The sequence below is a fragment of the Cedecea davisae genome (assembly GCF_044095835.1).
GTDB classification, from domain to species: domain Bacteria; phylum Pseudomonadota; class Gammaproteobacteria; order Enterobacterales; family Enterobacteriaceae; genus Cedecea; species Cedecea davisae.
Genome location: NZ_CP172054.1, coordinates 2,424,959 through 2,439,068, shown reverse-complemented (window position 1 = coordinate 2,439,068; position 14,110 = coordinate 2,424,959). Strand labels below are relative to the sequence as shown.

At 51.0% G+C, this 14,110-nt stretch carries 10 protein-coding genes; 5 read left to right on the top strand and 5 right to left on the bottom strand.

What is annotated here, in order from left to right:
• Positions 1 to 32 precede the first annotated feature (32 nt).
• Positions 33 to 521 carry an AAA family ATPase gene (locus ACG1VR_RS11810; protein WP_395491026.1) on the bottom strand — a complete coding sequence of 163 codons (489 nt, stop codon included), beginning with the start codon at positions 519 to 521 and terminating at the stop codon, positions 33 to 35.
• Positions 522 to 822: 301 nt separating this feature from the next.
• On the opposite strand from ACG1VR_RS11810, the gene ACG1VR_RS11805 reads away from it, so the two are divergent.
• Positions 823 to 3,009, top strand: coding sequence for a TonB-dependent receptor (locus ACG1VR_RS11805; protein WP_395491025.1), 2,187 nt, complete (start codon positions 823 to 825; stop codon positions 3,007 to 3,009).
• 11 nt (positions 3,010 to 3,020) lie between these two features.
• Complete coding sequence (locus tag ACG1VR_RS11800; RefSeq protein ID WP_395491024.1) at positions 3,021 to 4,019, top strand: ABC transporter substrate-binding protein; 999 nt, start codon at positions 3,021 to 3,023, stop codon at positions 4,017 to 4,019.
• A 26-nt stretch (positions 4,020 to 4,045) separates the two neighbouring features.
• Here the strand turns inward: ACG1VR_RS11800 and ACG1VR_RS11795 are convergent, their stop codons facing one another.
• From ACG1VR_RS11795 to tyrP, 3 genes are all read right to left on the bottom strand, one after another.
• A complete protein-coding gene (locus ACG1VR_RS11795) occupies positions 4,046 to 5,143 on the bottom strand; it encodes an ABC transporter substrate-binding protein (protein WP_395491023.1) in 1,098 nt (365 codons plus the stop codon).
• A 1-nt stretch (position 5,144) separates the two neighbouring features.
• A complete protein-coding gene (locus ACG1VR_RS11790) occupies positions 5,145 to 7,286 on the bottom strand; it encodes a TonB-dependent siderophore receptor (RefSeq protein WP_395491022.1) in 2,142 nt (713 codons plus the stop codon).
• A gap of 192 nt (positions 7,287 to 7,478) precedes the next feature.
• Positions 7,479 to 8,690: a tyrosine transporter TyrP gene (gene tyrP, locus ACG1VR_RS11785; protein WP_172569968.1), complete on the bottom strand. Its 1,212-nt coding sequence runs from the start codon at positions 8,688 to 8,690 to the stop codon at positions 7,479 to 7,481.
• A gap of 244 nt (positions 8,691 to 8,934) precedes the next feature.
• Here tyrP and ACG1VR_RS11780 point away from each other — a divergent pair, with 244 nt between their 5' ends.
• From ACG1VR_RS11780 to ACG1VR_RS11770, 3 genes are all read left to right on the top strand, one after another.
• A complete protein-coding gene (locus tag ACG1VR_RS11780; RefSeq protein WP_395491021.1) occupies positions 8,935 to 10,044 on the top strand; it encodes an ABC transporter substrate-binding protein in 1,110 nt (369 codons plus the stop codon).
• A gap of 208 nt (positions 10,045 to 10,252) precedes the next feature.
• Positions 10,253 to 11,275 carry an iron-containing redox enzyme family protein gene (locus tag ACG1VR_RS11775; RefSeq protein WP_395491020.1) on the top strand — a complete coding sequence of 341 codons (1,023 nt, stop codon included), beginning with the start codon at positions 10,253 to 10,255 and terminating at the stop codon, positions 11,273 to 11,275.
• Positions 11,276 to 11,316: 41 nt separating this feature from the next.
• The gene (locus ACG1VR_RS11770) at positions 11,317 to 12,201 is read left to right on the top strand and encodes a DMT family transporter (RefSeq protein ID WP_395491019.1); all 885 of its coding nucleotides are present in this window, start codon (positions 11,317 to 11,319) and stop codon (positions 12,199 to 12,201) included.
• A gap of 92 nt (positions 12,202 to 12,293) precedes the next feature.
• On the opposite strand, the gene ACG1VR_RS11765 is transcribed toward ACG1VR_RS11770, so the two are convergent.
• Positions 12,294 to 13,991, bottom strand: coding sequence for an NAD-dependent malic enzyme (locus ACG1VR_RS11765; protein WP_395491018.1), 1,698 nt, complete (start codon positions 13,989 to 13,991; stop codon positions 12,294 to 12,296).
• Positions 13,992 to 14,110 lie beyond the last annotated feature (119 nt).

Genomic DNA, 14,110 nt, shown 5'->3' with positions numbered 1-14,110 from the left:
CGGAATAAACGTGCCTGGAGAAGGCGTCAATCTCATTCATATCTTACGATGTTAAAGCCTTCTTCTTCGCCCGGAGCAATAAAATAACGGGTAATCAAATCAAACTGTGCGTCCGTGGCGGCAAAATCATGGGTTCCGCTGGCGTTGCGGGCGCGTAGCCTTTCGCGACAAATATCATCCGGGACATCAAGGAAATGCAGCCGGTTGTCTGCGCCGGAAGAGTCAACAAGCGTTTTCATCCACTGGCGTGTAGCCAGCGTGTTGGCCGGGAAATCCAGCACTACCGATAATCCATTTTTCAGCAACGAAACAAGATGGGGCCCCAGCGCCTGCTTAAGCTTGCCCGAATAGTTCACATAGTCGGCAACCGTCTGCATTTGCTCGCCATACAGTGCCGCAAGCCAGCTATCTTCGCTTATTACAACGGTATTCGGCAAAGCCGCAAGCTGCGCGCAGAGCGTGGATTTGCCTGCGGCAATTTTGCCGCACAGCAAATGAAGAGTCGGTTTTGATGGGGTCATTTGTGCCTCATGGGATGTTATGCCTGAACTTACTTTCTACCGGTCGGAAAAAAGAAGCAACTATCAAAAATGGCAGACGAATTTTTGATTATTTTAGCCGCTGCCTTAAGGCTTTTTATTAATATGTTTTGATAAAACAAAAACGCTATTTCCAATTTTTCCTTGTTCAGAACAATAACCCTAAAGGAGTAATTAACGCATAATCGAAGCCAATCTGATCTCGATCAACTGCCTGTCACTTTTGGGCGCTTAGTATCGCACGCTTTCGAAATATAATTATTTATATAACGGTAGGTGCGTAATGAAGTTTCTATTCAAGTCGGCAGTGGCATTGCCGCTTTTCACGTCTCTGGTTAGCCCGGGCGCAGGTGCTGCGGATAAAAAAGCGGAAACATCCGGCAAGCAAGAAGATCAGATTCTGGTCACCGCTACACCCGCCTCCGCGGAAGATAATGCGGCTGGCGCTGGTTTTAAAACAGCGGATATTGACGTTGGGCCTTTGGGAAATAAAGCCTGGATAGATACGCCTTATTCGTCAACCACCGTGACTCAACAGATGATTGAGAATCAGCAGGCAAAAAGCGTCAGTGAATTATTAAAATATTCTCCGAGTACGCAAATGCAGGCGCGTGGTGGCATGGATGTTGGCCGCCCGCAAAGCCGCGGTATGCAGGGTAATGTTGTTTCCAATAGCCGACTTGATGGTCTGAATATTGTCTCCACGACGGCTTTCCCGGTGGAAATGCTGGAGCGCCTGGATGTGCTTAATAGCCTGACCGGAGCGTTGTATGGCCCGGCGAGTCCTGCTGGGCAATTTAACTTTATCGCTAAGCGGCCAACGGAAGAAACGCTGAATAACGTGACGCTGGGCTACCAAAGCCGCAGCGCTTTTAGCGGGCATGCGGATTTGGGCGGCCACTTCGATGACGAGCACCGTTTTGGCTACCGCGTAAACCTGCTGAACGAGGAGGGCGAAGGCAACATCGACGACAGCACGTTACGCCGCAAGCTGCTCTCCGTCGCCTTTGACTGGAATATCCGGCCCGGCACCCAGCTCCAACTGGACGCCAGCCACTATGAGATGGTGCAAAAAGGGAATCCGGGCGGCTTTAGCTACGGCCCGAACGTCAAACTCCCTTCGGCACCGGATCCGAAAAACAAAAATCTGGCGCTTAGCACCGCAGGGAACGATCTCACCACCGATACCGTCAGTACGCGCCTGATTCATTACCTCAATGATGACTGGTCGGTAACTGCCGGAGTAGGCTGGCAGCAGGCCGATCGAGCCATGCGCTCGGTTTCCAGCACCATTCTGAATGACAAAGGCGATATCTCCCGCTCGTTGAGTGATTCCAGCGCGGCAGGCCGCTTCCGTGTTTTGAGCAATACGCTGACGCTTAACGGCCATGCCGATACCGGCTCAATTGAGCACGATCTGGCGCTCTCCACCACCGGCTATATCTGGTCTTTATACAGCGGGAAAGGCGCCAACACGCGTTATAACCTTGGCAGCTCTAACATGTATGACTCCACGCCGATGGCAGAGCCTTCCGACGGGCGTATCAATAAACACGGCGCGCGCTACAAATCCGGCGAAAATAGCCAGCAGAGCGTGACTCTTGGCGATACGGTGACTTTTAACCCGCAGTGGTCTGCCATGTTCTACCTCAGCCAGAGCTGGATACAGACGCAAAGTTTTAATAAACAGGGGCAAAAAACCGGGCAGAACGATCAGAACGGGTTAAGCCCGAATGCGGCTCTGATGTACAAAATTACTCCCGAGCTGATGGCCTACGTCAGCTATGCCGACTCGCTGGAGCAGGGCGGAACCGCCCCAACAGGGATGGGTGTTAAAAACGAAGGGCAAACGCTGGATCCATATCGCAGCCAGCAGTATGAAATTGGCTTAAAGGCGGATGTCGGCGGGATGAATCTCGGCGCGGCGTTGTTTAGCCTGAAACGACCGTTCGCCTATGTGGATGCTGCTGATATGGTTTATAAAAACCAGGGCGAGCAGATGAATAATGGCCTTGAACTGACGGCTACCGGCAAAGCCTGGCAGGGGCTTAATATCTATAGCGGTGTAACTTTCCTTAATCCGAAATTAAAAGATACCGTTTCGCAAAGCACCAGCGACAAACGAGTTGTCGGTGTCGCGAAAGTGCAGGCCAACCTGCTGGCAGAATACAGCCTGCCTTCACTCCCGCAATGGGTCTACAGCGCCAACGTTCATTACACCGGTAAACGTGCTGCGAATGATACCAACACCGCCTGGGCGGGGAGCTATACCACGCTTGACCTCGGCACACGCTACTCCACAACGTTCCACAAAGTCCCCACCACCTTGCGCGTGGCGGTGAACAACGTGACCAATGAGCATTATTGGGCCTCGATCTTCCCGTCAGGCACCGACGGTGACGGCGGTTCCCCAAGCGCATTCCTCGGCAACGGGCGAGAAGTTCGCGCCTCTGTCACTTTCAATTTCTGACGGGTGACAAAATGAAACTTGAGCGCATTTTCCTCGCATTAGCGATGGGAGTTTGTGCGTTATCTACGGGCAGCGTGAGAGCTGCTCTTCCTCACGGCGAGCTGAGAATTGCTTCGCCGTGGCCGGCACAAAACACCATTATTACCATGCTGGGATACGGCGACAGCATTGTCGGCACGTCGAAGATTGCTCAGCAAATCCCGCTGTTCAGTCAGAGCCTGCCGCGAATTAAAAACGTGCCAATAGTCAGTATGAATAGCGGGCGAGAACTCGACCCGGAGCAGCTTATTGCCCTGAGGGCGCAGCTGGTATTTATCCCGGAAGGCACCCAAATACCCCGGCAGGAAACGCTGGAGCAGGCTGGCGTACGCGTGCTGGCTTTTGAGGCTAATTCCATGCAGGCATTAACGCGTAGGGTGCAGCAAACGGCGGACGTTTTGGGTGAGGATGCGCAGGTAAAAGCCGGCCTGTATCAGCGCTATTTCGACCGCAATGTGGCCCTGGTCAAAACGCGCCTTCAGAACGTTTCCGATGATAAACGCTTGACGGTGTATCACAGTATGGGTGGCCCGCTGACCACGACAGGGCGACCGTCGCTAAATCAGGATTGGATGGATCTGGCCGGGGCCAAAAACGTGGCTGAAAACTGGTTTGATGGCAGGAAAAATCGCCCGGGCGAAGTCTCAATGGAGCAACTGGTTGCGGCCAATCCCGCAGTTATAGTGGCGATGAACAAGCGAGATGCGGACGAGATCCTCTCTTCCCCGCAGTGGGCAAGTGTTGATGCGGTGCTTCATCATCGCGTCTATGTGAATCCCAAAGGGATGTTCTGGTGGTGCCGGGAAACGAGTGAAGAGGCGCTACAGTTTTTGTGGCTGGCAAAAAAACTCTACCCGGAACAATTCAGCGATGTGGATATGCAAAAAGAGACCAGAGATTTTTACCGCAGCTTCTTTGGCCTGACGCTTAGCGGCGAGCAAATCGCGGCCATTCTTAACCCGAAAATGTAGCGGCCCGAACCCGGGCCGCCGGAGGATTATTTCAGCTTTGTCCAGTAGGTTCCGGTTTCTTTCACCGTCATAAACTCGCGATTCATCTCATCGAGAGTTTGCTGCGGATCCATATCTTCGAACAGCTGCGGATGGAAGGTTTTGGCGAAGAACTCCACATCCAGCAGGTGCCACGGTGAGAGATAAAAATTGTGCCACATCGCCCATGCATTGCCGTTCTCAATCGCGCTCAGGCCGGAAATAATCTTCTGCTGCCCAACGACCTGAGTAAAACTTTGCTGCGCCTGAGCCGCCGTCACTTCGGAGCCAAGCTGTAACCTGCCGTCCTGCTGTGGTCCGGCGCTACCGGTGGCAATATAAATATCAGGTTTCGCGGCGAGCAAGGCTTCAGGGGCGATTTTGCCGTAGACGCCGGGGAAGTGGCTTGCCGCAATATTGTCGCCTCCGGCAAAGGCCAGCAGGTCGGCCAGATTGCCGCGCCCGACGGTAGTACAGCAGTCGCTTTTATCGCCAAGGTGCAGTTGGAGCATCACCGTTGGCTTTACCGGTTTGGCATCGGCTAAGCGTTTGGCAATTTTATCCATATGCCGCTGATAGAAGGCGATAAACTTCTGCGCTTTCACCTCGTCATTCAGCGCCTCGCCAAGAATGCGCAGGCTCGGAGCTGTGTTATTTAACTGATCGACGCGGAAATCCACATAAATGACCGGAATATGCGCCTGAGTCAGCTGGGCGAGGAAGCTGTCGTGGTTGCTCTCCTTTTTGGCATAAATCGGGAGGATGACCAGATCCGGACGCAGGGCGATAACTTTCTCAACGCTTATCTGCGAGAAGTTATTATTGCCAATGATCGGAATATCTTTAATTTGCGGGAACGCCGCGCTATAGCGGTTCCATGTCTGCGGGTCGAGGCGCTTTAAATCCGCAGGCCAGCCGACGATGCGTTTAGCCGGGTTGCCGTCCTCAACTAGCGCCAGGGTATAGATCATGCGGCTTTCGCCGACCACCAGACGCTGCGGATTGTCCGGCACTTCGACTTTACGCTGGAGAATATCGGTTATGGTTTTGGCCTGAATGCCGGCACTGAGTGCCAGCAGGGCCGCAAGTAACAGCGACTTTTTCATCTCAGAAATCCACGCTTGCGGACAGGTATACGGTGCGAGGTTCACCTTCAATCACGCGCAGGTTACCGGCGCTTGATTCGTAATATTCCCGGTCAAACAGGTTTTTTACGTTCAGTTTCAGCTCGGTGTTTTTGCCAATAAGCTTGCTGTCCCACGCGATAAACGCATCGGCCACGGTATAGGAAGGCATGGTGAAGCTGTTTTCCGGATCGCCCGCACGGCTTCCCACATAACGTCCGCCGCCGCCCAGACGCAGTTCACCCGGCAACCAGGAGAAGCGCAGGGTGTGGCTGAGATAAAGGCCGCCCATAGTCGTTGGGGCATTCACCAGGCGATTGCCGACGTTGATTGGGTTAACGTTATCTTCGACGATCTCGGTTTTGTCGTAGCTGTAGTTGGCCGTCAGGTTCCAGTCCTGTGCAATTTCACCGTTCAGCTCAAGTTCTGCGCCGGTGGAGCGGGCTTTTGGAATGTTACGAGTGACGCCGTTAATAAACACCGACATATCTTTCTCGTCGATGCGATAAAGCGCCAGGCTGCTGCTCAGATGCGGCATCATCTGCCACTTCGCGCCAACTTCCCAGGTGGTGCCTTTCTCGGTTGAGGCCACATTGCCGTTATCATCGGTCTGCGTCGAAGGGGTGAACGACTTGCTGTAGCTACCGTAAAGCGACACATCAGGTATGACTTTGTACACCAGGCCCAGTTGAGGCAGGAAGGCATTGCCTCTGTCCTCGAGGGTAGTTTGAGGTTTTACCCAACCCGAACTTGAGGTTTGAGTGTAGCGCTGGAGGCGGCCGCCGAGCACCGCAATCCACTGGTCGGTCAGATGGATGCTGTCTTTGGTAAACAGCGAGCGGCTATAGAGATTGGTGCGCAGGTTGCTGTTGGAGTCATTGTATGTGCTGCTGCCAACGATCGGCGCTTCCCCGTAAACCGGGCTGTTCATATTGAAGGTTTTCGACACCTTGCCGCGGTACGAATACTTCTTGTAGGTTTCGTTCTGCTCGTAGTCCGCGCCGAGGGTGATGTCGTGCGTCATACCCAGCAGTTCCGGGCTGCCGCTGATGTCCCAGGAAGCGTAATCGGTCTGGTGGTTAAAGCCCCGGTTGGCGTCGGCCCGGCGGGAAACAATCCCGGATTTAGGATCGACCGCGGTGGCGCGAACTTCGTTGCTGTCGTAGCGGCGCTGCATCCATGCGTAGTTGAGGTTGGTTTCCCATGTGTCGTCCAGCTTGTACGAATAGTTGGTTGTCAGGCGTTTGTTCTTGCCCCAGGCGTGGTTCGCGTAATCGTCGATGCGGCGGTTGTAGGGAATATCGAGCGGTTTGCCGTTGATGAATGCGGTACCGCGGTCATACGGAATATCGAACTTGTACTCCACGTAGCTGATATTGAACGAGGCTTTGTCCCCGTACCAGCTCAGGGAAGGGGCGATCAGCGTGTGCTCGTCGCTGCCGAAGTTACGCCAGTAATCTTCGTGCTGGCGCTCCGCCACCAGGCGGAAGGCAAAACCATTGCCGAGCGGCCCGGTAACGTCAACCATACCGGAGCCCCCGCCGTTGCTGCTGCTGGTGCCGCTGACGTGGGTGTTCCAGCTGTACTGCGGTTTCTTGCTGACCAGGTTGATAACGCCGCCTGGGTTAAGAATGCCGTACAGCAGAGAGGCTGAGCCTTTCAGGACTTCAACGTGGTCGATGCTGGAGTCCATCGCCAGCCCCTGATTGCTTCGCACACCGTCGATAAACACCGAGCCGTCGCTATTAGAGCCAAAGCCGCGTTTGACAAAGCCGTCTTCTATGCCGCCCAGCGTGTTGCTCTGGGTCACGCCGCTGACGAACTTCATGGCGTCATTCACCGAAGTGACATCGTAGTCATCAATAACCTGAGGCGTAACCACGCTGACGGACTGCGGAATTTCGCTGCGCGGCGTTTTGCTGCGCGAGGCAATGGAAGATTCATCCTGGGTATAGCTTGTCGGGGAACCGTCCGGGTTGGTGTTTGCCACCACCGTTAACGTGTCTTCCTTCGGCTTGTCGGCGGCATGGGCCTGCCCGCCGATGATGAATGTTGAAAGAATGAGTAATTTTGAATTTAACAGCGCCTGGCGAACGAAAGTAGAACCAAATGGAATGCGAGTCATGATGTTTATTGTCGATGCTGAAGCGATTTTATAATGGGAATTGAGATGATAATGACAATAATTAGCATTTACAATATTAACTCTGCTTACATAAGTACTGGTTTTATATACAAAATCCTGATAGTTAAGAGGGAAATGCTGCGAAGGATTCAGGGAACCGCGAGGAGAATACCTCGCGGTGAGAAAGCAGGGTTAGCCGACTTCCGGCAGCAGGCCGACGGTAATCAGGAACTGAATAACAATAACCGCGATACCGCAGGCAAAGACCAGGGCCAGTAAAGGCTTGCCGCCCGCCACGCGCCATTTTGCATCCGCGTGCTGTTTACGGCTCTGCCACACCAGCATGGACGGCACCAGTAGGGCGAGCACCGCCAGCGCCACGCCAGCATAGCCGAGCGCCATCACAAAGCCCTGAGGGTAGAACAGGGCGAACACCAGCGGCGGGAGGAATGTCATCAACCCGGTTTGCAGGCGGCCTGAGGCTTTGCGGTTGCGGGCAAATAAATCCCCAAGGTAGTCAAACAGCCCCAGAGAAACCCCGAGGAAAGAGGTTGCCAGCGCGAAATCGGCAAACAGATGCACCGCCAGCTCAACGTGCGGCGTAGCCACAACCTGGCGCACAACCTGCAGGAAACCATTTAGACCCGAGTGCTCGGCCATCAGCCCGGTAAAAGTGGCGGAATCAATCGCACCAAGGGTAGCAAGCTGCCAGAAAATATAGGCCACCAGCGGAATGGCGCTGCCGACGATAAACACCCAGCGCAGCTTGCGGATGTTGCCATTCATGTAGCTGACGATGCTCGGCACGCTGCCGTGGAAGCCGAACGAAGTGAAAATAACCGGAATAGCGGAAAGCGCCAGCCCCTTTTCAATCGGCAGAGTTAACAGGTTGGTGTGATGAATGTGCGGCATCATCAGCGTCAGCATCACGACCAGCAGGACAATTTTTGCAGTAAAGAGCACACGGTTAAACATATCCACCATGTGCGTGCCGATACAGACAATAGCCCCGGCAACCACGGTAAACAGCAGCACGCCTGAAGTAGCCGAAATGGAGGTTGAAAGCCACTGGCTGAGGCTCGCGGCCAGCAGTTCACCTGCGCCGCTGATGTAGGCGGCGGTGAGGGCGTACATCAGGAACAGCATGCTAAATCCGGTGAGCCACTGCCCCGGGCGGCCAAGATAACGCCGGGCGAGGGTGCCCAGACCGGTGTCGGCGGAGACGTGCTGGTAGACTTCAACCAGCAGCAGCGCGGTGTAGCACATCAGCCCCCAGAGGCCGGCGAGCATCAGTAGGGTGACGCCGAAGCCCACCCCGGCGGACGCCAGCGGCATCGCCAGCATTCCTGCGCCAATTGTGGTTCCCGCCACGATAAAAACACTGCCAAGAGTCCTGTTCTTCACGCTTCCCTCTGAATTTACGAATAGTTGTATGCAATTATGCCGCGCAGGGTAAGGGAAAAGCACTAGGGCGTCAAATGAGGGTTACGGCCTGTGTACAGTTATCTTTACGTTTTGGGGGTAATATAAAAGTGACGATGTCACGTAATAAAATTAAACCATTGAATACTTGCCAGATGAGGCTGCGTTAAGGCTTTATTAATATAAATAGTAATAATAACTAATCTCTTTCTCATGGAGAGCATCAATGAAAGCAAGTTTTGTTATGACAGGGTTACTGCTGGCTTCGGCGGGCTGCGGCGCAACGACTTATCCCATCACCGTTACCGATATGGATAACCAGCGCATCACTATCCAAAAAGAACCACAGCACATTATTTTGCAGGATGGCCGCGATATTCTTTCGCTGGCGCTGCTGGACAGGGAAGACCCGTTCAAACGCGTGGTGGCGTGGAACAACCTTCCGAAAAAACAGGACACTCAGACCTGGGATGTGCTGAAGGGTAAATGGCCGGAAGCGAGCAAAATTATCGATATGGGCTTTAGCGATCAGGGAGAAGTAAACCTTGAAAGCGTGCTGGCGCAGCAGCCTGACATGATGATTGCGCAATTGCGGGCTAAACCTGCGCTCGAGCAGACCGGCGTTATAAAATCACTGAAAAAACTCAATATCCCTGTGGTATTCGTTGATTACGAACTGCATCCTGTGGAAAACACCGCCAGCAGCGTGACGCTGTTAGGCACGGTGCTTAACCAGGAAAAACGCGCCAAAGAGTACGCTGACTTTTATCAGCAGCATCTGACTAATATTCAGAAGGTTGCTGCCGGGGTAGAAAACAAACCAACGGTATTCATTGAACCTATAGCCGGGAACAGTGAAAACTGCTGCTTCACTCACGGGCATAACGGCTGGGGGGCGCTTGTTGAGGCCGTCGGCGGTAAAAACATTGGCTCCACGCTGCTGCCTGGCAGCGCCGGTTTTGTGCCTATGGAGCAGATTATTGCCATGAAACCGGACGTTTATATTATGTCCGGCTCTAAGCGTCCTAACCCGAGCGTGTTGCCGTTTGGTTATGGCAGCAACGAGCAGGAAGTAAGTGCCGCTCTTAATAAACTGCTGGCACGCCCGACTTTCCAGAGCATTGAGCCGGTGAAAGAAGGGAAGGTTTACGGTGTTTATCACCACTTCTATAACCATCCGTATAATATTATCGGCATGGAAATTCTCGCCAAAGATCTTTATCCGCAGCAGTTAAAAGATCTCGACCCGACCGCGGATTATCACCAAATCATTACCCGCTTCACCCAGCTGCCGGACGATCCGATATTGCTGAGCTACTCGCTAAGCAAAAATTAATCATGCCTGCGCTGTAATTCAGCCCCGAAAGCCAAATATTTGGTAAGTAGGGGTTGCTTTCACTCTGTAGCCATTTCTTTAATATCATGTTAATAAATCTGCATGCAATTAACGCTTTGGTTAAAAATATTTATTCATGTGACCAATCTCGCAATAATGGTTATTTGAACGTTTCATAATAAACTCTTCAGATAACAAGGAGAGTAATATGTTCGATCTAAAGGAAGTTAAAGCGGTATTTATTGATGATAGTTATGGGTTTACCGAGGAGTTACTGAATTATATAAACAAGGGGAATGAGTCATTCTCAAAAAGAGAAGAGTTCGATCGTATACTTGAAAGTGCTTATGAATATAATTCTTTCAGTGATCAAAAAATCCTACAACATGCATTGTTTCTAATCTATCAAATCAGGCTGACAAATCCGTTATCAATAGCTGCATCTATGCAAGATGATCATGAGTTGTTAGATATGAAAAAAAGGATTGAAAAATCCTGGCTGGATAACGAGTTTTCAGACCTTGTTGTTCCTGATGATCTTTATAATTCACAACGTTTCGGTGATTATTTAAAAACGGTATGGCATGGACACAATGCTTCTCACCATCCCCTGTTTGATTTTTTGGAAAATGACGCATCAAAAAAACAACTTTATTACTTCCTGAAAAGTGATAGTGCGCTCAATTTAGTGTTTTTTGATCTGGTTGCCTATACTCTTATTGGCTCTGAACCGGAAACCAGAGCGACTATTAGTGAAAATCTATGGGATGAAATAGGAAATGGAGACAAAGTCTTCACACATGTGAACCTCTATAAGGATGTGCTGTTACGGCAAAACATAGTCTTGCCAGATAATCATTACATTGATATTTATGGGGTAGATGCACTTTGCGGTTATAACGCTTTCATGCTGGGTTCTGTTAATCGCAACCATTATTATAAATTATTGGGTGTTATGGCAATGACAGAAGTTCTTGACCCTCCACAGTATGAGAAATTAGTAAATGGCTGTTTGCGTCTCGGATTAATAGACCGTGATGTAAAATACTATACTGAACATATTACGATAGATATAAAACATGGAGACGATTGGCTTTATAATGTGATTGATATCATTGCACAAAAAAATCCAGAAACAAAAAAAGAGTTCTATATCGGAAGCTTGTTAAGATTACGCACCGCAGAACGTTACTATGATTGGTTACTGTTAACCCTGAGAGGATTGATTTAAAAATAATGGAATGCAAATAATTATATATTAAAGGGGAGTGTATGGCGTATTTATTACTTACTCTGGCGGCCATTTTCTGGGGCGGTAACTATGTGGTTGGCCATATGCTGGTACAGGAAATTGATCCCTATATCTTGAGCCTGGTCCGTTGGGGAGGGACCACGATATTGATGCTGTCTTTTTACTGGCGATCGTTTCGACAAGATCTGCCGGTTCTGGCTGATAATCTCGGGGGCAATATCGTGCTTTCATTTCTTGGCCAGGTGAGTTTTCCCTTAACATTATATATAGGACTTCAATACACCTCCTCACTTAATGCAGCAATCTATATATCCTGTACTCCATGCATGGTATTATTGATTAACTATTTTATTTTTCATGAAAATATTTCCTGGCGAAATATAGTCGGTGTCTTAGCCAGTACTACTGGTGTTGTATATCTTGCCTTTTCTGGGGGGGAGGATGCTAAAGATATGCAGGCATTCGGCTGGGGCGATGTTCTGACGATAATATCGGCATTAAGTTGGGCATTTTACTGTGCCCTGTTGAGGCTGAAAAACAAACAGGTTAATAGCACCTCATTTGTGGCTTTTAGTTCATTGATTGGTACAATTATTTTAGTGCCAATAGTTCTGGTTAGAATCACATTGGTAGACCCTCCTGAAATGATTAGATTTAGCTTTTCACCCTTGTTAATAATAGGAGTATTCTATCTTATTTTATTTCCATCCTGGCTCTCATATGTTTTTTGGAACAAAGGTGTGGCGCTTATCGGTACAACCCGAAGTGAAATATATACTCATCTGATCCCTGTATCAGGCGGTCTTATGGGAATATTGTTCCTCGGCGATAGCCTGGAAGCACATCACATGATTACTTTAGTGTTGATTATCTTTGGGATCGTTTGTTGTTCGACCAAAAAATAGCATGTATTAAATAGATTTTATATTTTACGGTTAAAATCATCCAATAAAAAACCCGCCGGAATGAAAGGCGGGTTTTAGCAGTTCACTGCCGATTAAATCGAAGTACGGCGGTAGTCGCGGTATTCCGGCAGCCAGAAGTTATCGTCAATTGCCTGCTTCAGCGCTTCGGCAGAGGTGACAACCGCCACGCCTTGCTGCTGGGCAATTTTCGCTACCGCAAAGGCGATATCGCGAGATACTTTCTGAATATCTTTCAGCTCAGGCAACACCATACCTTCACCGTTTTGCAGCAGAGGAGAGTGCTGCGCCAGCGATTCGCTCGCCGCCATCAGCATCTCATCGGTAATGCGTGACGCGCCTGAAGCAATCACCCCGAGGCCGATGCCTGGGAAGATGTAGGCGTTGTTACACTGGGCGATTGGGAAGGTTTTATCCTTCCAGACAACCGGTGCAAACGGGCTACCGGTTGCAACCAGCGCATTGCCGTCGGTCCAGGTAATGATGTCCTGTGGCGTGGCTTCCACGCGTGAAGTTGGGTTAGACAGCGGCATCACGATAGGGCGCGGGCAGTGCTTGTGCATTTCACGAATAATTTCTTCGGTGAACAGGCCGGTCTGGCCGGAAACGCCAATCAGAATATTCGGCTTAGCATTGCGCACGACATCCATCAGCGAAATTGCTTCGCTCTCGAGATCCCAGTCAGACAGATGCTCCCGGTTTTGCACCAGTTTGGTCTGGAACGACAGCAGGTTAGGCATGTTGTCTGTCAGCAGGCCAAAACGGTCAACCATAAATACATTGCTGCGGGCGGCTTCTTCGCTCAGACCTTCACGCTGCATCTGGGCGATGATTTGCTCGGCAATACCGCAGCCTGCGGATCCTGCGCCAAGGAACACGATTTTCTGCTGATTAAGCTGGCTGCCTGCCGCGCGGCTGGCGGCGATCAGCGTGCCAACGGTTACCGCAGCGGTGCCCTGAATATCATCGTTAAACGAGCAGATCTCATCCCGGTAACGAGTCAGCAGCGGCATGGCGTTTTTCTGCGCGAAATCTTCGAACTGCAACAGCACATCCGGCCAGCGGTGGCGCACGGCCTGAATAAACTCATCAACGAACTCGTAATATTCGTCGCCGGTAATACGAGGATGGCGAGAACCCATATACAGAGGGTCGTTGAGCAACTGCTGGTTGTTAGTGCCGACGTCCAGCACGACCGGCAGGGTGTAAGCCGGGCTAATGCCGCCGCACGCGGTGTAGAGCGACAGCTTGCCGATAGGAATACCCATCCCGCCGATGCCCTGGTCGCCCAGGCCAAGAATACGTTCGCCGTCGGTCACCACGATGACTTTAATGTTGTGGTTCGGCACGTTTTGCAGAATATCGTCCATATGGTGACGATTTTCATAATTGATAAACACGCCGCGGGAGCGACGATAAATCTCGGAGAAACGCTCACATGCCGCGCCAACGGTCGGGGTGTAAATCACCGGCATCATCTCTTCGAGATGGTTCTCTACCAGGCGATAGAACAGCGTTTCGTTAGTGTCCTGGATATTACGCAGGTAGATGTGCTTATCAATTTCGGTCTTGAAGCCCTGGTATTGGATCCAGGCGCGTTCGGCCTGCTCTTCAATGGTTTCAACAACGGCAGGCAGCAGCCCGAGCAGGTTGAAGTTACGGCGCTCTTCAATGTTAAAAGCGCTGCCTTTGTTGAGTAGGGGGAATTCGAGTAAAACGGGTCCGGCGTAAGGGATATAAAGCGAGCGATGTTTTTTTGGTTTGATGTCCATGTGCATACTCTTTTTTTCGACGTAATGTCTTGCCGTAAGGCTCATTCGGTGAGTTGTCGCGCGATATTATGGCACAGCGGTACCGCATCCGACACAGCCTGTCCAAGAACTTTGGTTAC

Bases quoted from the DNA above. Each gene is read 5' to 3' on its own strand.
- ACG1VR_RS11810 (WP_395491026.1), bottom strand. From the start codon at position 521: ATGACCCCATCAAAACCGACTCTTCATTTGCTGTGCGGCAAAATTGCC.
- ACG1VR_RS11805 (WP_395491025.1), top strand. From the start codon at position 823: ATGAAGTTTCTATTCAAGTCGGCAGTGGCATTGCCGCTTTTCACGTCT.
- ACG1VR_RS11800 (WP_395491024.1), top strand. From the start codon at position 3,021: ATGAAACTTGAGCGCATTTTCCTCGCATTAGCGATGGGAGTTTGTGCG.
- ACG1VR_RS11795 (WP_395491023.1), bottom strand. From the start codon at position 5,143: ATGAAAAAGTCGCTGTTACTTGCGGCCCTGCTGGCACTCAGTGCCGGC.
- ACG1VR_RS11790 (WP_395491022.1), bottom strand. From the start codon at position 7,286: ATGACTCGCATTCCATTTGGTTCTACTTTCGTTCGCCAGGCGCTGTTA.
- ACG1VR_RS11780 (WP_395491021.1), top strand. From the start codon at position 8,935: ATGAAAGCAAGTTTTGTTATGACAGGGTTACTGCTGGCTTCGGCGGGC.
- ACG1VR_RS11775 (WP_395491020.1), top strand. From the start codon at position 10,253: ATGTTCGATCTAAAGGAAGTTAAAGCGGTATTTATTGATGATAGTTAT.
- ACG1VR_RS11770 (WP_395491019.1), top strand. From the start codon at position 11,317: ATGGCGTATTTATTACTTACTCTGGCGGCCATTTTCTGGGGCGGTAAC.
- ACG1VR_RS11765 (WP_395491018.1), bottom strand. From the start codon at position 13,991: ATGGACATCAAACCAAAAAAACATCGCTCGCTTTATATCCCTTACGCC.